We start from the raw sequence: 18,602 nt of genomic DNA, 5'->3' as shown, positions 1-18,602 counted from the left end.
TCAGACTCTTTCGATTTTCTGTTCGCCAAACAGACCGGCGGGGCGGATGAAGAGGAAGGCGAGCGCCAGCGCATAGGCAAACCAGGGCGTGATGCCGCCGCCGAGGAAGGGGCCGATATAGGTTTCGGCTAGGCTTTCCGTTGCACCGACAACGAGCCCGCCGACGATGGCGCCGGCAATAGAGGTGAAGCCGCCGATGATGAGCACCGGCAGGGCCTTCAGCACCACCAGCGACAATGAGAACTGCACGCCCTGGCGGGCGCCCCAGAGCAGACCGGCCACAAGCCCGACGAGCCCCGCAATGGTCCAGACGATCTGCCAGATGCGGTTGACATCGATGCCGATGGAGAGAGCGGCGCGAGTATCGTCGGCCACGCCCCTGAGCTCAACTCCGAGGCGGGTCTTGTTGAACAGCAGCGACAGGGCCACCACCAGGACGAGCGCGACTGCGGCGGCGGTGAGATCAAACTGGCTGATCATGATGTCACCGAGGAAGATCGGCAGATCCTCGATGCCGAGATCGAGCGCCCTGACCTGCGACCCCATGAGCCCTTGGGCTGTCCCTTCGACGATGTAGGCCAGCCCGAGCGTCGCCATGAACAGCGTCATCGGGCTGCGGTTGACGAGCGGGCGCAGGATCAGCCTCTCGATCCCGACTGCCATCAGCGCAAGCACGACCACCGTGATCGCCAGCGCCACCAGCACCGGCACACCCTGATCGGTCAGCGACACGAAGGTCAGGGCTGCAAACAGCAGGATGGACCCCTGCGCGTAGTTGAAGACGCCGGAGGCCTTGTAGATAAGCACGAAGCCGATGGCGACGAGCGAGTACATCGTGCCCGCCAGCAGGCCGCCGATGAGGGTTTCGAGAAACATGTTCATGCGGCGATCTCAACCTTGTCGTGGCCCAGATACGCGGCGATGACCTCGGGATTGTCGCGAATGGTATCCGGCGCGCCATCGGCCAGCTTGCGCCCGTAATCGAGCACGACGACATGGTGAGCGAACTTCAGCACGATGCCGATATCGTGCTCGATCAGCACGATCGTCAGCTTCAGGTCGCGGTTCAGCCTGGCAATGATCTGCGCGATTTCCTGTTTCTCGGCGCTGTTCATGCCTGCCAGCGGTTCATCGAGAAGCAGCAGGCGGGGAGCCGCGACAATGGCGCGCGCTAGTTCGACCTTCTTCTGCACGCCGTAGGGCAGCAAGGCCACGGTGGTCTCGGCATGCCGCTCCAGATCGAAGAGGCGCAGGACTTCATGGGCGCGCTCGCGGAAACGGCGCGCCTCGGCGCGTGCGCGCGGCAAAAGCAGTGCTTCTTCCAGGAGCGTTGCGCGAGCATGCCTGGACAGGCCGGCAATGACATTGTCGGCGACACTCATTCCCGAAAACAGCGCGTTGTTCTGGAACCCGCGGCCGATGCCGCGGCGCGCGGCCTCCAGCGGCTGCATCCGATGGAAATGTTCGCCCTCGAAGATGATCTCGCCTGAATCGGGAACATAGACGCCGTTCAGTATGTTCAGCAGCGAGCTTTTTCCCGCCCCATTCGGGCCGATCAGGGCGCAGATTTCCTGAGGCGCCACCTCGAAACTGAGATCGGAGATCGCCTTCACGCCTTTGAATGCGAGGGAGATGTTCTTGACTTCCAATGCGGGTGCGGATGGCGTTGTCATGAATTCAGCGCTCCATGGTGGCTAACAGAGGCAAAGTCCGACGGTCCGGCGGCGCGGGCCGCTTTCCCTTCGGCGCCGTGCAGGGATGATGTCAGGCCGGTTCGGATTGGCGGGCGTGCCCTTCGGTCAAGGTTGATTGCGCCGCGGCCTCGTCGCGCTTGACGCGTTCGATGTCGCGGAAGCGATGGGCCGGATGGTTTCCCGGCAGATAGGGGCCTTCGCCGAACAGCTTTTCGCGCAGTGTGCCCTCGCGATACTGCGTCGCGTAGACCCCGCGCTTCTGCAGTTCCGGCACGACGTATCCGATGACGTCGGCAAAGCTGTCATGCGCCAGCGCATAAGCCAGGTTGAAGCCGTCGATGTCGGTTTCCTCGACCCACTCCTGCAGAAGATCGGCGATCGTCGATGGCGATCCCACGAAAAGCGGCCCGAGACCGCCAATGCCGCCCCATTTTGCAAGCTCTTCGATGGACCAGACCTTGTCGCCTCCGGCCAGATGCTCGACGGCGGAGATGATCGCGTTTGTCTTGACTTTCTTGACCGTATCCGTCGGTTTGTAGTGTCCGAAATCGATGCCGGTCCAGCCAGACATCAGGACCAAGGCGCCGTCATAGGAGGCGTGGTTCGCGTAATCCTGATATTTAGCCCGTGCCTTTTCGTCGGTTTCATCGACGATGATGGTTGCCATCGCATAGATCAGCACCTTTTTCGGATCGCGACCCTGCTCGGCGGCGCGCTTGCGGATTTCCGCGACATAGGCGCGGGTGGCATCCTTCAGAGGCGTCGAGATGAACACGCATTCGGCGTGGCCGGCGGCGAACTGCTTGCCGGCACCCGAGGCGCCGGCCTGGAAGAGAACGGGCGTGCGCTGTGGCGAAGGTTCGCATAGGTGAAAGCCCGGCACATCGAAATATTTTCCCTTGTGGCCGATCTCGTGGATTTTTGTCGGATCGGCAAATATCCCGCGCTCCTTGTCGCGCAGCACGGCTCCCTCTTCCCAACTGCCCTCGAACAGCTTGTAGAGGACTTCGATATATTCGGTTGCAACGTCATAACGATTGTCGTGGCTGCGCAGCCCGCCCTGGCCGATGTTCTTGGCCCCGCTCTCCAGATAGGACGTGACGATGTTCCAGCCGATACGGCCCTTGGTATGGTGGTCCGCCGTCGAGAGGCGGCGTGCGAAGGTGTAGGGATGCTCAAAGCTCGTCGAAGCCGTGATGCCGATGCCGAGATGTTTGGTGGCCAAGGCGATCGGGTTGGCGAGCTGCAACGGATCGTTCACCGGGATTGCACGCCTTGCAGCAACGCATTGTCGAGGTTGCCCTTGTAGACATCATAATAGCCGATCACATCGGCGATGAAGACGGAGTCGAAGAATCCGGCCTCCAAAAGCCTGGCGAGATCTGTCCAATACTCCAGATCCTTGTAGTCCCAGGACCGGTCACGCGGGTGGCGCCAGAGGCCGGGCGACTGGTGACCGACGCAGTTCATTTCGAAGGCATTGAAGCGGATGGTCTTGCTCATTGTCGGTTCCGGAATCCTGCAAGCAATCGTGGTTGAGCTGGCAGGGTAGGGCCGGGAGCCAAATATCAAAGTTAATATATGGTTTTAATAGACTAATCTAGGGAATAGCGTTCCTCGATCGAGCCGTTTCGCGGAAGCAAGGTGTTTTGCGCGAGATCCCCATCAGGAAAAAGTAGACGCAATCACCTTGCCGCCGGTGGCGATCTTGACCCGGTCCGCCAAGCGGATGGTGCGATGATCCTGACGGCGATGGTCGGGCTGATCTGGCGCCGGCCTTCTCCACGTGGTCGTCTTTGGTGCCGGGCCGCGTCTCGACATCCGCCGCGGCTCAGCCCGCTGTCAGCTAGACTTCGGCTTTTGGCCCGTCGCGGCCAAATAGCGGCCTAAGCTGTAAGCCAAATGCCACCGCCCACACGTCATCATGCGGACTTAAGCACGGCAAATGACCGTTTGCGCATGGCCCGCTTTGCCTGGAAACTGACGGCGGGAGCGGGGCGGCCGACATGGAAGCCCTGGATCTTGTCTATGCCGAATTCGCGCATCAAGACCATCTGCTCGTCGGTTTCCACCCCTTCGACCAGGATCTTGTGGCCGCGATTTCGGACCAGGGTGATAATGTCCTGTAGCATTGCCTTGCCGCTCGGGGAGCTGCAGTCGTGAAGAAACGAGCGGTCGATCTTCACCGTATCGAAATCGATCAGGCGAAGCCACGAAAGGCCCGCGAAGCCCGTCCCGAAATCATCGAGCCATATCTTGATCCCGAGCAGCTTCAGGTCGCTGATGCAGCGCAGGATGTCCGAATGCATCTCCATCTCCAGCCCTTCGGTGATCTCGAAGGCCAGTCTGCTGCCGGCGACGCGGGTCTCGCCCAGAATGGTCGCAACAGACGTTGCGAAGCCCGGTGTCTTAAGCTGGATCGGGGAGACGTTGACACTGACGACATGGACGTGATCGTCTGCCAGGAGCTCGGCGCACACTGTCCTTATCGCCCAGCGCCCGAGTTCCAGGATCGCGCCGGTTCGTTCGGCGACGGGAATGAACAGGCTGGGCGGAACCGATGTGCCGTCCAGCATCTTGAGGCGCATCAGAGCCTCCACCGCTTCGACCCGGTCCGATTTGACATCCTGGATGGGCTGATAAACGAGTGAAACGAGATTCTGGCCGATCGCGATCTTCAGCAAGGCCGCAATGTTCTCACTCTCGTCGCTGCTTTGCGGATCGGTTGGATCGAACAGCCGGGCACAATTTCGGCCGCCGGCTTTTGCCAGATAGAGAGCGCGATCGGCCTCGTGGATGATCTTCTCCAGCTTGGCCCCGGTCTGCGTCCTGGTGAATGCGGCGCCAACGCTCACCGTTACGATCGAGACGCCGTCGCGCCGGAGCTCGTGGGTAAGCGCCAGGTTCTCCACCGTGCTGCAAATGGCTTCCGCGATGTTCAGGATCTGCTCTTTTGTCTCCATGCGCGCCAGGACGATGAACTCTTCGCCGCCGTAGCGGCCTATGGAACCATTATACTGTTTGATCATCTCGCTAAGGGCATTGGCGACATGGATCAGGCAGCGGTCGCCTTCCTGATGGCCGTAGCAGTCGTTGAATTTCTTGAAGAAGTCCACGTCGATGAGGATCGCCCCGAAGCTGGTGCCGACCTTTTGCCAATCGCTCCAGTAGTCCCGCAGCTTCTCGTCGATCGCGCGCCGGTTCTCCAGACCTGTAAGCGGATCGGTCCGCGACAATCTCAGCAGGGCCTTGCCGCGTTCGGTCGCCTCATTGTGCTGGATCTTGGCTTCCAGGGCATTCAGAAAGACGTTGTAGCGTTCCTCATTTAGTTTCCAGTTCACATACGAGGTGAACGTGAAACAAGAAACATAGAAAGCCCCAAAAACCATTTTGTATGTGAGGGTTGAAGGAACAAAGTAGTTTACAATGTAAAGTATACATAAAATTATTGCGGAAGTTACGATAGAAAGCTTGAAATTGAACGTAAAGAAAAGATTGGCGCTCATCATGAATATGGTCCCAAAGACCATATAGTAAGAGACACTTTCCTTGTCCGCGCCCATAATCGCCGGACACAGCCAACCAACATAGCCAAAGATAATGGCCCCGGCGCAGGTCACGTCGAGCCATTCCGTCCCGACGCCATGGCGAAGCTGCGCTTCCAGGATCAAAAGCGCGCTCAATCCGACCGTGAAGCGCGCCGTGATCGTATAGGCGGCCACATCCGGGATCAGCAGCAGATCGGTTGCCGAAAACAAGAGATAGATCGCAACCGCGATCCAAAGCCCTGGCCTGGCTTCCCCTCTTCGCGTCGCCTGCGCTTCCGTGCGGTAAAGGGTGCGAAGCTCGTCGGCCCCCAGTTCGTAGCGCGGCTCGTACGGCTCCGCATCAACCGCATCGACCAATACGGAGGACAGGTGTTCGTTCATCACAATAGACCCCGTTTGAAAGGGATTTTGTTTTCCGAACTCATTTCCAGCTTCTGCCCCCACGCGGGCCGGCTCCTTGGACGCGACAGCGATTGCGACGCCGGGCAAACAAATGCAATCGCGCAAGACAAGTTTCCGTTAACTCGAACCCGGAATTCGGGCCGAAAGCCGTCTAAAGAGGAACATGGTTGGCGGGAAATTAATCATAACGATAAAATGCCGTCGGCCCGACATTGGCAAAGGGAGCATTCTACGCAATAAGTTAACCGACTGTTAACTATGGAGTGATGGCGTGCAGACCGTTCTTGATGGCAAAAGCTTGATTACTGCCGAGATGCTCGCCGGCACGCTGCCTCGGGGAAAGCTCGAGCATCATGGCGAAGCGTTCGAAACCGCGCGTGCTGAGCTGGCCCTCATTCTCCACGCGACACAGCAGCAGGTCGAACAGGACAAGAACCCGGCCGAGATCGTCGGTCGCTTGCTGTCCTTTCTGAATGGCCTGCATTCCAAGGTTCATCCCGACGTCTGGCATGCGTTGATACCGGTCGCGCAGAACCATCCGATCCTGAAGTATTTTCTCGAGGATCCGCTGACGCACTGGTCCTTCACCAAGCCCAGGGGCTATTCCGGCGACGCGCAGTTGCTTGATTACATCTATTGCGATCCGCATGTGGCAGAGAGCGTGGCCAACGCCTCGGAGATCGGCAAGGCCCTGTACAGCCATACCCAGAACGTACCGTCATGCGTCGCCGCACGGGAGCGGCGCGATCTCTTGACCCGATATGTCGATCAGATCGCGGCCAAGAATGGACCGGAAACCGAGGTCCTGGCGATCGCGGCCGGCCATTTGCGGGAAGCCAATCGTTCGGTCGCCTTGGCGGAGGGCCGGCTCAAGCGTTGGGTAGCGCTCGATCAGGACCCCCAGAGCGTTGGGCTGATCGCGCGCGATTTCCAGGGCACCGCGGTCGAAGCCATCGACGGCTCGGTGCGGACCGTGCTCACGCGGGGTCACAAGCTTGGCAAGTTCGATTTCGTCTATGCCTCCGGCCTTTATGACTACCTCGCCCACAACGTCGCGGTGAAACTCACGAAGACCTGCCTGCAGATGTTGAAGCCGAACGGGACGTTCCTGTTTGCCAACTACGCCGAGGGCACGCCTGACGCCGGCTACCGGGAGACATTCATGGACTGGGTGTTGCTGCTGCGGTCGGAGGTCGATATGTGGAACATCGTCAATGCCAGCGTCGACCGCAACGCCGTCGAGGCGCAGGTGTTCTTCGGCGAGAACCGCAACGTGCTTTATGCCGTCATCGAAAAGCGCGGATAGCGACCGCCTGGACTGCACCAGGCCGGGCGTGCCTTTGGCTTGCACCTCCGGCCGCCTTCCGCTATAGAGCCGCCACCCGCGTAGACACCCTTGGAGGCAACGCGGCGGAAGGCCGCCTTCCCGCATGATCCCGAAAAGTGGATTCCGGTTTTCGGACCAGATCATGCATGGGCATGTCGGCTTTCGACGTTTACGGTCCAGGCACTCTGCCCACCGTGAGCGCTCCAGAACAAACCGAAAGGAAATGCCATGAGCCACGACACTTACGAGCTCAAGGCCGAAGCACGCGAACAGGTCGGTAAGGGGTCCGCCCGTGCAGTTCGCCGCAACGGTAAAGTGCCTGCAGTAATCTATGGTGACAAGCAGCCTCCCCTGGCTATCGCGCTCACCTACAAGGACATCTACTACAAGATCCATGGCGGCGGGTTTCTGACCACGATCGCCACGATCGATGTCGACGGCAAGAAGATCCAGGTCCTGCCGAAGGACTTCCAGCTCGACCCGGTCAAGGATTTCCCTGTCCATGTCGACTTCCTGCGCATCGGCAAGGACACCCAGGTCAATGTCGACGTGCCTGTCCACTTCATCAATGAAGACAAGTCGCCCGGCATCAAGCGCGGCGGCGTGCTCAACATCGTGCGTCACGAAGTCGAGTTCCACTGCCCGGCCAATGCGATCCCGGAGTTCATCACCGTCGATCTCACCGGCGCCAACATCGGCGACTCGATCCACATCTCGGCGGTCAAGCTGCCGGCTGGCGTCAAGCCTGTGATCTCCGACCGCGACTTCACCATCGCGACCATTGCCGGTTCGTCGGCGATGAAGCCGGAGACGGAAGAGACGGCTGAAGCGGCTGCACCTGAAGCGGCTCCTGCCGCCGAAGAGAAGTAACTCTTTCACGCCCGGAGCAGGCGATGCTGCTGTTTGCAGGTCTCGGCAATCCGGGCGCGAAATACGCTGACAACCGCCACAATGTCGGTTTCATGGCGGCGGACGCAATCGCCCGCCGCCATTCCTTTTCGCCTTGGTCGAAGAAATTCCAGGGCCTGATTTCCGAGGGCACGCTCGGCGGCGAAAAAATCGTCCTGATCAAGCCGCAGACCTTCATGAACCTGTCCGGCCAGTCGGTCGGCGAAGCACTGCGCTTCTACAAGCTCGAGCTTTCCGCACTCACGGTCTTCTATGACGAGATCGACCTTGCTGAAGGCAAGCTGCGCATAAAGACTGGCGGCGGCGCCGGCGGCCATAACGGCATTCGCTCGATCGACGGCCATGTCGGCAAAGCCTATCGCCGCGTACGCATCGGCGTCGGCCATCCCGGCGTCAAGGAAATGGTCCAGCACCATGTGCTCGGCGATTTCGACAAGGCCGACCGCGAATGGCTCGAACCGCTGCTCGACGCGATCGCCGACAACGCCGCCATGATCGCCAAGGGCGACGAGTCCGGCTTCATGAACAAGACCAGCCTCGCCGTCCAGGGCAAGGCCGGCTCGCAACCGGAAAAGCCGGCACCGAAGCAGCCGGCGCAGAAGCAGCAAAGTCACGTCCGCCAGGCACGGCCGCAGCAGGTGCCAGCCAAGCTGCCGGAAAGCGGTCCAATGGCCGCCATGCTGAAGAAGCTGTTCGGCGGCAAGGACTGAGCATCAAGGGGACCGAAGGGCTTGACGTTGATCACCCCTATCGCCCATAGCCCTGATCAAATTTCTATTTTCCCGATAGGACCGAACAAAAATGGGTTTCAAATGCGGCATCGTTGGCTTGCCCAACGTCGGCAAGTCGACGCTTTTCAACGCGTTGACCAGAACGGCTGCGGCGCAAGCCGCCAACTATCCATTCTGCACCATCGAACCGAACACCGGCGAGGTGGCGGTGCCAGATCCGCGCCTGCAGAAGATCGCCGCGATCGCCAAGTCGAAGGAGATCATCCCGACCCGCATATCCTTCGTCGACATTGCCGGTCTGGTGCGCGGTGCCTCGAAGGGCGAAGGGCTGGGCAACCAGTTTCTCGCCAATATCCGTGAGGTCGACGCCATCGTGCATGTGCTGCGCTGCTTCGAGGATGACGACATCACCCATGTCGAGGGCCGCATCGACCCCGTCGCCGATGCCGAGACGGTCGAGACCGAGCTGATGCTCGCCGACCTCGACAGCCTCGAACGCCGCATCGTGCAATTCCGCAAGCGCGCCGGCAGCAAGGACAAGGAAGCGACGACCGTGCTGCCGCTGATGGAGGCAGCGCTCGAACTGCTGCAGGCCGGCAAGCCGACCCGCATTCTGCTCAAGGGTATTTCGCCCGAAGATTTGCGCATCCTGCAGGGCTTGAACCTTCTGACCTCGCATCCCGTGCTCTATGTCTGCAATGTCGCCGAGGCCGACGCCGTCACCGGCAACGAGCACACCAGCGCCGTGGAAAACATGGCCACCGCCCAAGGCGCCGGCACCGTGGTGATCTCGGCGGCGATCGAGGCGGAAGTCGCCCAGCTCTCCGACGAGGAAGAAATGGAATTCCTGTCCTCGCTGGGCCTCGACGAACCCGGCCTGAACAAGGTCATTCGCGCCGGCTACGACCTGTTGCATCTCATCACCTATTTCACCGCCGGGCCGAAGGAGACGCGCGCCTGGACCATCCACAAGGGCGACAAAGCGCCACAGGCCGCCGGTGTCATCCACACCGATTTCGAGCGCGGCTTCATCCGCGCCCAGACCATCTCCTACAACGACTTCGTCACACTGGGCGGCGAAGTGGCGGCCAAGGAAGCCGGCAAGGCGCGCGACGAAGGCAAGGAATATGTCGTCCAGGACGGCGACGTGCTGTTGTTTAAGTTCAACACCTGATGTGACGGATGTCACGCCGCCGTGGCGGCGTGATCAGCGCCCTCTCCGGCTAGCCCGGGAAACCAGCTATTGCCCAACTACCCTCCGGCCACTCACCCAGACCGTGGCGATGTTGGCCCGCGCTACGTTGAGCACGATCTTCTGGAACATCTCCTCAAGCGTATCGTCGGCCATGCCGATGTGGATGTTCGATGCCCTGGCGCTGGTGTCGATCAGCAGCGCGTCAAACTCATAGCCGACGCGAAAATTGCCCGTCGGCAGATCAAGTGCTTCCGCACCGCCGGCGGTCGCCAGCCAGAACGCCTCCTGGTGCGTGATGGGTTCGCCGGGCGCACCGCGTTGCTCCGGCGGCAGGCCGGCATGCACACCGCTTTGCAGCGTCCTCGACGCTGACAATGCATGTCGGCAGCCATCGAACAGTGACGGGCTGTAGCCTCCGGAAATGTCGGTTCCGAGCCCGACGTGCATGTGCCGGTCAAGTGCTGCGCGCAACGGAAATGCGGCATTGGCGAAATAGAAATTGGACAGCGGGCAATGGGCAACAGCCGCGCCCCTCTCCTCTATGAGGTCCATATCCTGCTCATCGATGAAATTCGAATGCGCCAGGATCGTATGCCGGGTGAGCAGGCCGAAACCATCAAGGCTTGCCGCATCGGTGCGGCCGAAGCGCGTCTCGACGAACTGCTTTGCCCAGTCGCTCTCCGAGCAATGCGTCTGCACGTGGCAGCCGAATTCGGTTGCCAGCTCGCCGAGTCCTTGCAGCGCCGCATCCGTGCAGCTTGGGATGAAGCGCGGTGTGATCGCCGGCTGGACGAGCGGCCTGTCGCGCGGATCCAGCGACTTGACCGCCTCGATGAACCGTCTGGTGTCCGATACCGCGCTTGCCGCATCGGCATCGCGGTAGAAAGGTGGACACTGCTCTGGATCGTCCATCACCACCTTGCCGACGAGCGCGCGTTGACCCTTCTCAAGACAGGTCTCGGCAAGCGCCAGGCTCGCGTCAACATGGACCGTGGCGAAATAGAGCGCCGTGGTGGTTCCGTTGGCCAGCAGGTTATCGACCAGATCGGCATAGACCTCGCGGGCATAATCGACATCCGCATAGCGGGCTTCGAGCGGAAAGGTGTATTTCTGCAGCCAGACTTCGAGCGGCACATCCAGCGCCTTGCCCATCTGCGGCCATTGCGGCGCATGGATATGCAGGTCGATGAGACCGGGCAGCAGGAATTGGCCATTGGCAAGCTCAACAAGCGTGCCCGCCAGGCGGGCAGCGTTCTGCCTGACCTCGTACTCGCGATGATCCGGCGCCAGCATTTCCGCGATGCGCCCCTGTGCATCGACGCTGAACAGATGGTCCTTCAGCACCTCCAGCCTGCCGCGTTGGGGCGTGTGGAAGGCGGTGCCGAGCAGCGTGAAGGGTTCTCTCGTCATTGCGGCTCCGGTTTGGCTAACGGTCTGCTTGGCCTACAAAAAAACAGTTGGCAAATGTTGTGGCCGCTGTCCTTCGGCACCGACTGATCCCATGATCGAGCGGGAATTTCCAGAGGGGTCAGAAGGGGAACGGTACATGGAACGCGTTGCGTCAGAGATCACATTGATTGCCCAACCGGACGATCCGCTGCCATGGGGCAAGGCAGCGCTGCTCGGCCTCCAGCATGTACTGGCGATGGACGTCTACATCGTGCCGTTTATCATCGCATCGGTGCTCGCCTTCAGCGTCGGCGATGCCGGCGCCTTTATCCAGTCCGCATTCGTGGCCGCAGGCATTGCCACACTGATCCAGTCGCAGCTTTTGATGCGGCTGCCGGTCGTCCAGGGGCCGTCCTTCGTCCCGATCGGCGCGGTGCTGGCCATCGCCTTCGGAGCAGGCGGCGGCGTTGGCGGTCTCTCCGCCGTGGTCGGAGCGCTCATTCCGGGCGCCATACTGGTCATCCTGCTCGGTTCGCCGACAAGAATCTTCCATCGCCTCGTCAACCGCTTCGTACCGCCCATCGTCGGCGGTGCGATCATCATCGTCGTCGGCGTCGCCTTGATGCCGGTGGCGCTCAAGGAGAGCGTGTTCGCGGTCCACGGCACCGCCACGGTCGGCGGCAACATCGTCCTCGCTTTTATCGCCGCTGCCTTCCTCGTCGGCTGCATGCTGACCGGCATGGCACTTGGCGCGAAGGGCGCCTGGCTGCGCCTGCTGTCCGTGATCATCGCCCTGGTGGCAGGCAGCGTGGCCGCCGCCTTCATGGGCCAGTTGAACATGGCGGGCGTTGCGGACGCGACATGGTTTTCCATGCCGCGAATCGCCTTCCTCAATCTCGACGTGACGTTCTCGCTGTCGGCGACACTGACGATGCTGATCGTCTATATCGTCGTTCTCGCCGAAACCACCGGCACCTGGTTCGCCGTCGGCGCCGTCATCGACAAGCCGCTGTCGGACGAGCAGCTCGACAAGGGCGCGACAGGTGAAGGCCTCGGCTGCCTGGTCAGCGCGCTGCTGTGCAGCACCCCGGTGACCGGCTATTCGTCCAATGCCGGCATCATTGCCATCACCGGCATTGCCAGCCGCGCCGCCTTTGCCGCCGCCGGCATCTTCCTGGTGCTGTTCGGGCTGATCGGCAAGCTTTCGGCGGTCATCGCCGCGATACCGGGGCCTGTCATCGGCGGCGTTTTCGGCGTCCTCTGCGTCGTCATCGCCATGAACGGTTTCCGCGTCGTGCGCGGTACACCCCTGACCGAGCGCAACATGCTGGTCATCGGTCTGCCGATCCTGATGGCGCTGTTTGCCACGCTGGCGCCGCCGGATTTCGTCAAGACGCTCCCCGACCTCGTGCAGTACATCCTCGGCTCATCGATCGCCTTCGGCGCCGTCTGGGCCATCGTGCTGCACCAGATCCTGCCAAACTCCCGGTAGACGTATCCTAAGATGGCGGGCGGCAATGTGCCGTCCGCTATCTCTCTGCATCGTTGACAGCACTTGCCGTTGACCTGTTTTGCGGGCGGCATGGCCTGCCTTGACCTTGTCACATCACGGGTCTAATCGGCTGGGGCACGCGGTCGGCGCTTTCGGCGAAAGTGTCCGTCTCGTGCAATCCAACACGACGCGTCAATCCGAACGCACCCTTTGGCCCCAGCAAGGGATATCAGGCGATGATCAAGGCCTTCGTCGTGGACAATGACCGCCTGCGCGTCGTCGACGATCTCCTGGCAAACAGCGAGACCATCGTCTGGGCGGACCTGTTCAACCCGACAAAGGAAGAGGAAGCGACGATCGAGAGCTGGCTCGGCGTTGCCATTCCGACGCGCGAGGAGATGGAGGAGATCGAGATTTCGAGCCGCCTCTATGTCGAGGACGGCGCCTACTTCATGACCGCCACCCTGCCCGCCCAGACCGAGGTCGACGATCCCTTGATGTCGCCGGTCACCTTCGTGCTCGCCGGCACAAGGCTGATCACGGTGCGCTACCACGAGCCGAAGGCCTTCAAGACCTTTCCGCAGCGCGCCGAGAAGGTGGCGACCGGCTGCACCAGCGGCGACACCATCCTGATCGGCTTGCTGGAGGCGATCGTCGACCGTCTCGCCGACATTCTGGAACGCGCCGGCCGCGACATCGAGGCGATCTCGCGCGATATCTTCGAGGCGCGGTCGACCAAGGTTTCCAAGCGCAACCGTGATTTCCAGGAGTTGCTGAAAGCCATCGGCCGCAAGGAGGACATTGCCTCCTCGATCCGCGACAGCCTGATCTCGCTGCAGCGCCTGGCAGGCTTTTTCGCCCATGCCTCGACCCGCACCAAGATGAGCAAGGACACCAAGGCGCGCATCAAGACGCTGTCGCGCGATGTGCTGTCGCTGGCCGACCACGCCACCTTCCTGTCGCAGAAGATCTCCTTCCTGCTCGACGCCACGCTCGGCATGATCTCGATCGAGCAGAACGCCATCATCAAGATCTTCTCGGTCGCCGCCGTCATCTTCCTGCCGCCGACTTTGGTCGCCTCGATCTACGGCATGAATTTCGACGTCATCCCCGAGTTGAAATGGGAGCTTGGCTATCCCTTCGCCATCGCCATGATGGTGCTGTCGGCGATCCTGCCCTTCTGGTACTTCCGCCGCCGCGGCTGGCTCTGAGTGGCCCTGTCGATCGGCTGCCACAGGCTGGCGCAGTAGAAATCGCTTGACCAAATGAACGCCGGCCTGCATCCGGAAACCCCGATCCTGGGGATCGTGGGTCGACAAGCCGGATTCCAGACCATGACTGCAGAGATAAAAACATGGGCCTATGAGGACTTCATCGAGGGCGCGTCGATCGACCTCGGCTCGAAGCTCGTGAGTGCCGCCGAGATCGTCGAATTCGCCGGAGAATTCGACCCGCAGCCGATGCATCTCGACGAGGAAGCCGGCAAGGCCAGCATCCTCGGCGGGCTGGCAGCGTCGGGCTGGCACACCTGCGCAATGTTCATGCGCATGCTGTGCGATGCGTTCCTGCTGGACTCGACCTGCCAGGGCGCGCCCGGAGTCGATCAGGTCAAATGGAAAAAGCCGGTCCTGGCCGGCGACCAACTGACCGGCACCCTGATGGTTATTGCCAAGCGCCTGTCGAAATCGAAGCCGCAACTCGGCTTCGTGACCATGCGCAGCGAGCTGTTCAACCAGCGTGGCGAAAGCGTCTTCGAGCTCGAGAACTCCGTCATGTTCCTCACGCGCGATGCCGCGGGGAGCCAAGCATGACACTGGACGAGTTCTTCCGTATCGGCGCCACCGTCACGCTCGGCTCGCACACATTCGAGCCCGAGGCGATCAAGGCCTTCGCCCGTAAGTACGACCCGCAAATCTTCCATATCGACGAGGAGGCCGCGAAGAAAAGTGTGCTCGGCGGCCTCTGCGCATCCGGCTGGCACACGGCCGCGACCTGGATGAAACTCAATCTGGAAAACCGCATGGACGCCGAGGTCGCTGCGTGGAGCGGTCCCGGTCCAGTGCCGGAATTCGGCCCCTCGCCCGGCTTCAAGAACCTGAAATGGCTGAAGCCGGTCTATGCCGGGCAAACCATCACCTTCACGCGCACCGCGCTGTCGCACCGCCCAATCGCCTCACGCCCCGGCTGGCGGCTGCTGGCGCTGCGTTCGGAAGCTTTCGATTCCACCGGCGACAAGGTGCTCGAGTTCGAAAGCGCCGTTCTGGTGAAGGCCGAGTAACGCCACTTTCCCTCTCCCTTCTTGTAGGAGAAGGGAGAGCACTCCTCAATGTCCTTCGAACCCTATCAGCGTTCTGACCGGCACACCGAGGGCTTCGAGCTTGGCGCGGCCGCCGAGGTCCGGCAGGTCGATGACAAAACAGGCAGCGAGGATGTCGGCGCCGATCTGGCGCAGAAGTTTGACCGCGGCTTCAGCCGTTCCGCCGGTGGCGATCAGATCGTCGACCAGGATCACCTTCTCGCCCGGAGCAACGCCGTCCTTGTGCATCTCCATTTCGTCCAGTCCATATTCCAGGCTGTAGGCGACGCGCACCGTTTCGTAGGGCAGCTTGCCCTTCTTGCGGATCGGCACGAAGCCGGCCGAGAGCTGATGGGCGACGGCGCCGCCAAGGATGAACCCGCGTGCCTCGATGCCGGCGATCTTGTCGATCTTCTGGCCGGCATAGGGATGCACCAGTTCGTCGATGGCGCGGCGGAAGGCGCGCGCATTGCCGAGCAGCGTGGTGATGTCGCGAAACAGGATGCCGGGCTTGGGATAATCCGGAATGGTGCGGATCGCGGCGAGCAATGTGTCTTCGAGGGAGGATTTCATGGGTCGAGATTACCTGAAACGGAGGTTCTTGCGCGACAATTGTTCGATCGAACTGCAGCCCATCAGCTTCATGCCGCGTTCGATCTCGACCCGCATCTGCTCAAGCGCCCGTTCGACGCCGGGCTGGCCTGCCGCCGCGAGCGGGAACAGATAGTAGCGTCCGACGCCGACGGCCTTGGCACCGAGCGACAGCGCCTTCAGCACATGCGTGCCGCGCTGCACGCCGCCATCCATGATGACGTCGATCCTGTCGCCAACGGCGTCGACGATCTCGGCAAGCTGATCGAACGCCGCCCGCGAGCCATCCAGCTGCCGCCCGCCATGGTTCGACAGCACGATGCCGCTGCAGCCGATGTCGACGGCGCGTCTTGCATCCTCCACCGACATGACGCCCTTGAGGCAGAACGGACCCGACCAAAGCTTGACCATCTCGGCCACGTCGTCCCACGTCATCGACGGGTCTAGCATCTCGGTGAAGTAGCGGCTGATCGACATCGTGCCGCCGCCCATGTCGACATGCTCGTCGAGCTGCGGCAGCTTGAACCCCTCATGGGTGAAATAGTTGATCGCCCAGGCCGGCTTGAGCGCGAACTGTGCCATTCCGGCGAGATTGAGCTTGAAGGGAATGGCAAAGCCGGTGCGTTTGTCGCGCTCGCGGTTTCCCCCGGTGATGCTGTCGACGGTCAGCATCATCACCTCGACGCCAACCGCCTTTGCGCGCTGCATCATCGCCCGGTTGAGGCCGCGATCCCGGTGGAAATAGAACTGGTAGACCTGTGGGCTGCTGCTGATGCCGCGCGCCTCCTCGAGGCTGACGGTGCCAAGCGAGGAGACGCCGAACATGGTGCCGTATTTGGCGGCGGCCCTGGCGACCGCGCGCTCACCCTGATGGTGGAACAGGCGCTGCAAGGCGGTCGGCGAGCAATAGAACGGCATCGCCAGCTTCTGGCCCATGACCGTCACCGACATGTCGACCTCGCTCACTCCGCGCAGCACGTTGGGAACAAGGTCGCAGGTCTCGAAGCTTTCGGTGTTGCGGCGATAAGTGACCTCATCGTCGGCCGCGCCGTCGATGTAGTTGAAGATCGGCCCGGGCAGCCGCTGCTGTGCCATCCGCCGGAAATCGGAAAAGTTGTGACAGTCGCTGAGCCGCATCATCGAATTCCAAAGGCCATGGCGGGACGAGCTTCTCGCCACCGTTCGATGCGTCGAATATCAACCTGATGCCGCCATGCCAACGGACTAATTGCCGAACTTTCGCTTGAGCACGAGCGTTAACAAAAAAGGAGCGCCTTAAGCGCCCCTTCCCGTCTAAATCCGGCTGACGAGGATTACATGCCGAGATCGGAACGAAGCTCGGCCCTGGCCACTTCATATTCAGCCTTGAAGTCGTCCCGGTTGAGCAGGACCGCGGCAATAACGCTGCCGGAAATCTTGCCCATCTCGACGTCGGACGCATAGTGGATGCCGCCGACCTCGCGGTTGTGGGCGTATTCGGCCGCACGCGCCATGATCTCGGCGCGCTTTTCCGGGACCATGTCGGACAGGATGATGCCCATCATCGTGCCTACGGTGGCATGGCCAGACGGCCAGGAACCGGAGCTCGACAGCTTGACCGCCGGCTTGACGAGATCGCTGAGCTGATGCGGGCGCGGGCGCTTCCAGACATCCTTGGCCGGGTCGACGACAGCCCCTTCGGTAGCCACCACGCGATCGAAGAAAGCGCTGAATTTCGGCAGCGTTTCCTTGTTGAATTTCGGCCCCATGACGTCGGCAAAGCGCCAGACATTCTCCTCGGCATCGGCCACCGCGCTGGCGACCATCTCCGGGGTGCGCGTCACCTGCAGCGTCAGCACCTCGCCGAGTTCGGCCTTGGTCTGCGCCGAATCGTTTGCCGGCGGCGGCGGCAGGATCATCGTCAGGTCGACGTCCTTGTTGGTGACGAAGGGCTGAGCGTCTTCCGCTTGCGCGGCCGAGCCGAGGATGAGCAGCAACAGGCCTGCCGCGAGCGATGCGTATCTTTTCATGAATGCGATCCTTTGATGAGAGCAGCACAGGATCGCCGGATGCGATGACGGCCATGTGACATGACCAGCCTCCGGAAATGCAAAAGGGCGCCCCTCGGCGCCCTTCGCGATCACTTGATTGTGTGGTCTAGTGGGCCACGCCTTCCCACACCTTGCGCTTGGTGAGATAGACCAGCGCGCCGAACAAAAGCAGGAACACCAGAACGCGAAAACCGGTCTTCTTGCGGTCTTCCATATGCGGCTCGGCCGCCCACGCCAGGAAGGCGGAGACGTCGCGGGAATACTGGTCGACGGTCTGCGGCGCACCGTCATCATAGGTCACCTGGCCGTCGGAGAGCGGCTTGGGCATTTTCAGCGACACGCCGGACATGAAGTACGGATTGTAGTGGGTGCCTTCCGGGATCACCATGCCGGCCGGCGGCGTCTGGTCGTAGCCGGTCAGCAGCGAGTGGATATAGTCGGGACCGCCGGCATCGTATTGTGTGAAGATGTCGAAGACGAATTGCGGAAAGCCGCGCTCGACGCCGCGAGCCTTGGCCAGCAGCGACATGTCGGGCGGGGCAGCGCCGCCATTGGAAGCGGCGGCCGCTTCGTCGTTGGCGAACGGCGGCGGGAAGTGGTCGGACGGCTTGCCTGGACGGTCGAACATGTCGCCGGCATCGTTGGGACCGTCATGGATCGTGTACTCGGCCGACAGCGTCTTGATCTGCGCATCGGAATAGCCGAGGTCCGACAACGTTCGGAACGCCACCAGGTTCATCGAATGGCAGGCCGAGCAGACTTCCTTGTAGACCTTGAGGCCGCGCTGCAGCTGCGCCTTGTCGTAAGTGCCGAACGGGCCGGTGAAACTCCAGTCCATTTCCTTTGGCTCGTCCATCGGGAAATGCGTCGGATTGGCCACATTGTGTGCCTCTTCGGCGGCGATCGCCCGAGTGCCCGCGGCCCCAGCGGCGACGGCCACGAGGCCGATCAGCGCCAGCGAGGTGAGAATCTTTTTCATGCCAAATCCCCTTAGATTC

16 protein-coding genes and 1 pseudogene are annotated in these 18,602 nt (G+C 61.5%); 8 read left to right on the top strand and 9 right to left on the bottom strand.

What is annotated here, in order from left to right; all coding sequences use genetic code 11:
• The 4 genes and pseudogenes from EOA19_RS12395 to EOA19_RS12380 form a co-directional block, all read right to left on the bottom strand.
• Positions 1 to 882: a branched-chain amino acid ABC transporter permease gene (locus EOA19_RS12395; RefSeq protein ID WP_023809823.1), complete on the bottom strand. Its 882-nt coding sequence runs from the start codon at positions 880 to 882 to the stop codon at positions 1 to 3.
• The gene (locus EOA19_RS12390) at positions 879 to 1,673 is read right to left on the bottom strand and encodes an ABC transporter ATP-binding protein (RefSeq protein ID WP_128303760.1); all 795 of its coding nucleotides are present in this window, start codon (positions 1,671 to 1,673) and stop codon (positions 879 to 881) included. The genes EOA19_RS12395 and EOA19_RS12390 overlap by 4 nt, the downstream gene beginning before the upstream one ends.
• A gap of 91 nt (positions 1,674 to 1,764) precedes the next feature.
• A pseudogene (locus tag EOA19_RS12385) lies at positions 1,765 to 3,197 on the bottom strand (LLM class flavin-dependent oxidoreductase).
• Positions 3,198 to 3,616: 419 nt separating this feature from the next.
• Positions 3,617 to 5,623 carry an EAL domain-containing protein gene (locus EOA19_RS12380; protein WP_128303836.1) on the bottom strand — a complete coding sequence of 669 codons (2,007 nt, stop codon included), beginning with the start codon at positions 5,621 to 5,623 and terminating at the stop codon, positions 3,617 to 3,619.
• 292 nt (positions 5,624 to 5,915) lie between these two features.
• Here EOA19_RS12380 and EOA19_RS12375 point away from each other — a divergent pair, with 292 nt between their 5' ends.
• The 4 genes from EOA19_RS12375 to ychF all read left to right on the top strand — a co-directional run bounded on the left by EOA19_RS12375 (position 5,916) and on the right by ychF (position 9,785).
• A complete protein-coding gene (locus tag EOA19_RS12375; protein ID WP_128303759.1) occupies positions 5,916 to 6,950 on the top strand; it encodes a class I SAM-dependent methyltransferase in 1,035 nt (344 codons plus the stop codon).
• A 249-nt stretch (positions 6,951 to 7,199) separates the two neighbouring features.
• Complete coding sequence (locus EOA19_RS12370; protein WP_023809827.1) at positions 7,200 to 7,841, top strand: 50S ribosomal protein L25/general stress protein Ctc; 642 nt, start codon at positions 7,200 to 7,202, stop codon at positions 7,839 to 7,841.
• Between the two features lie 23 nt (positions 7,842 to 7,864).
• Positions 7,865 to 8,590: an aminoacyl-tRNA hydrolase gene (pth, locus tag EOA19_RS12365; protein ID WP_128303758.1), complete on the top strand. Its 726-nt coding sequence runs from the start codon at positions 7,865 to 7,867 to the stop codon at positions 8,588 to 8,590.
• 91 nt (positions 8,591 to 8,681) lie between these two features.
• The gene (gene ychF / locus EOA19_RS12360) at positions 8,682 to 9,785 is read left to right on the top strand and encodes a redox-regulated ATPase YchF (RefSeq protein ID WP_128303757.1); all 1,104 of its coding nucleotides are present in this window, start codon (positions 8,682 to 8,684) and stop codon (positions 9,783 to 9,785) included.
• Between the two features lie 66 nt (positions 9,786 to 9,851).
• On the opposite strand, the gene guaD is transcribed toward ychF, so the two are convergent.
• Complete coding sequence (guaD, locus tag EOA19_RS12355) at positions 9,852 to 11,216, bottom strand: guanine deaminase (protein WP_128303756.1); 1,365 nt, start codon at positions 11,214 to 11,216, stop codon at positions 9,852 to 9,854.
• Positions 11,217 to 11,352: 136 nt separating this feature from the next.
• On the opposite strand from guaD, the gene EOA19_RS12350 reads away from it, so the two are divergent.
• The 4 genes from EOA19_RS12350 to EOA19_RS12335 all read left to right on the top strand — a co-directional run bounded on the left by EOA19_RS12350 (position 11,353) and on the right by EOA19_RS12335 (position 14,965).
• Positions 11,353 to 12,687, top strand: a complete 1,335-nt coding sequence (locus EOA19_RS12350) for a solute carrier family 23 protein (protein WP_128303755.1) — start codon at positions 11,353 to 11,355, stop codon at positions 12,685 to 12,687.
• A 236-nt stretch (positions 12,688 to 12,923) separates the two neighbouring features.
• Positions 12,924 to 13,898 carry a magnesium/cobalt transporter CorA gene (corA, locus tag EOA19_RS12345; protein WP_023809832.1) on the top strand — a complete coding sequence of 325 codons (975 nt, stop codon included), beginning with the start codon at positions 12,924 to 12,926 and terminating at the stop codon, positions 13,896 to 13,898.
• 123 nt (positions 13,899 to 14,021) lie between these two features.
• The gene (locus tag EOA19_RS12340; RefSeq protein WP_023809833.1) at positions 14,022 to 14,498 is read left to right on the top strand and encodes a MaoC family dehydratase; all 477 of its coding nucleotides are present in this window, start codon (positions 14,022 to 14,024) and stop codon (positions 14,496 to 14,498) included.
• A complete protein-coding gene (locus EOA19_RS12335; protein ID WP_128303754.1) occupies positions 14,495 to 14,965 on the top strand; it encodes a MaoC family dehydratase in 471 nt (156 codons plus the stop codon). The genes EOA19_RS12340 and EOA19_RS12335 overlap by 4 nt, the downstream gene beginning before the upstream one ends.
• Before the next feature lie 45 nt (positions 14,966 to 15,010).
• Here EOA19_RS12335 and EOA19_RS12330 read toward each other — a convergent pair whose 3' ends face one another.
• From EOA19_RS12330 to EOA19_RS12315, 4 genes are all read right to left on the bottom strand, one after another.
• Positions 15,011 to 15,556 (bottom strand): adenine phosphoribosyltransferase, encoded by a 546-nt coding sequence (locus EOA19_RS12330; protein WP_013529989.1) that lies wholly within the window; start codon positions 15,554 to 15,556, stop codon positions 15,011 to 15,013.
• A gap of 9 nt (positions 15,557 to 15,565) precedes the next feature.
• The gene (locus EOA19_RS12325; protein WP_128303835.1) at positions 15,566 to 16,711 is read right to left on the bottom strand and encodes an alpha-hydroxy acid oxidase; all 1,146 of its coding nucleotides are present in this window, start codon (positions 16,709 to 16,711) and stop codon (positions 15,566 to 15,568) included.
• Between the two features lie 176 nt (positions 16,712 to 16,887).
• The gene (locus EOA19_RS12320) at positions 16,888 to 17,583 is read right to left on the bottom strand and encodes a phosphatase PAP2 family protein (protein ID WP_023809836.1); all 696 of its coding nucleotides are present in this window, start codon (positions 17,581 to 17,583) and stop codon (positions 16,888 to 16,890) included.
• Between the two features lie 127 nt (positions 17,584 to 17,710).
• Complete coding sequence (locus EOA19_RS12315; RefSeq protein WP_128303753.1) at positions 17,711 to 18,583, bottom strand: cytochrome c1; 873 nt, start codon at positions 18,581 to 18,583, stop codon at positions 17,711 to 17,713.
• Positions 18,584 to 18,602 lie beyond the last annotated feature (19 nt).

Origin of the sequence: Mesorhizobium sp. M7A.F.Ca.US.010.02.1.1, assembly GCF_004023085.1 — a bacterium.
Lineage (GTDB): Bacteria > Pseudomonadota > Alphaproteobacteria > Rhizobiales > Rhizobiaceae > Mesorhizobium.
This window is presented reverse-complemented; position numbering and strand designations above follow the sequence as displayed.

Coding starts and splice junctions, on each gene's coding strand:
- EOA19_RS12315 (WP_128303753.1), bottom strand. CDS start 18,583: ATGAAAAAGATTCTCACCTCGCTGGCGCTGATCGGCCTCGTGGCCGTC.
- EOA19_RS12340 (WP_023809833.1), top strand. CDS start 14,022: ATGACTGCAGAGATAAAAACATGGGCCTATGAGGACTTCATCGAGGGC.
- EOA19_RS12320 (WP_023809836.1), bottom strand. CDS start 17,583: ATGAAAAGATACGCATCGCTCGCGGCAGGCCTGTTGCTGCTCATCCTC.
- pth (WP_128303758.1), top strand. CDS start 7,865: ATGCTGCTGTTTGCAGGTCTCGGCAATCCGGGCGCGAAATACGCTGAC.
- EOA19_RS12325 (WP_128303835.1), bottom strand. CDS start 16,711: ATGCGGCTCAGCGACTGTCACAACTTTTCCGATTTCCGGCGGATGGCA.
- EOA19_RS12335 (WP_128303754.1), top strand. CDS start 14,495: ATGACACTGGACGAGTTCTTCCGTATCGGCGCCACCGTCACGCTCGGC.
- corA (WP_023809832.1), top strand. CDS start 12,924: ATGATCAAGGCCTTCGTCGTGGACAATGACCGCCTGCGCGTCGTCGAC.
- EOA19_RS12370 (WP_023809827.1), top strand. CDS start 7,200: ATGAGCCACGACACTTACGAGCTCAAGGCCGAAGCACGCGAACAGGTC.
- EOA19_RS12350 (WP_128303755.1), top strand. CDS start 11,353: ATGGAACGCGTTGCGTCAGAGATCACATTGATTGCCCAACCGGACGAT.
- EOA19_RS12390 (WP_128303760.1), bottom strand. CDS start 1,673: ATGACAACGCCATCCGCACCCGCATTGGAAGTCAAGAACATCTCCCTC.
- EOA19_RS12380 (WP_128303836.1), bottom strand. CDS start 5,623: ATGAACGAACACCTGTCCTCCGTATTGGTCGATGCGGTTGATGCGGAG.
- guaD (WP_128303756.1), bottom strand. CDS start 11,216: ATGACGAGAGAACCCTTCACGCTGCTCGGCACCGCCTTCCACACGCCC.
- EOA19_RS12330 (WP_013529989.1), bottom strand. CDS start 15,556: ATGAAATCCTCCCTCGAAGACACATTGCTCGCCGCGATCCGCACCATT.
- ychF (WP_128303757.1), top strand. CDS start 8,682: ATGGGTTTCAAATGCGGCATCGTTGGCTTGCCCAACGTCGGCAAGTCG.
- EOA19_RS12395 (WP_023809823.1), bottom strand. CDS start 882: ATGAACATGTTTCTCGAAACCCTCATCGGCGGCCTGCTGGCGGGCACG.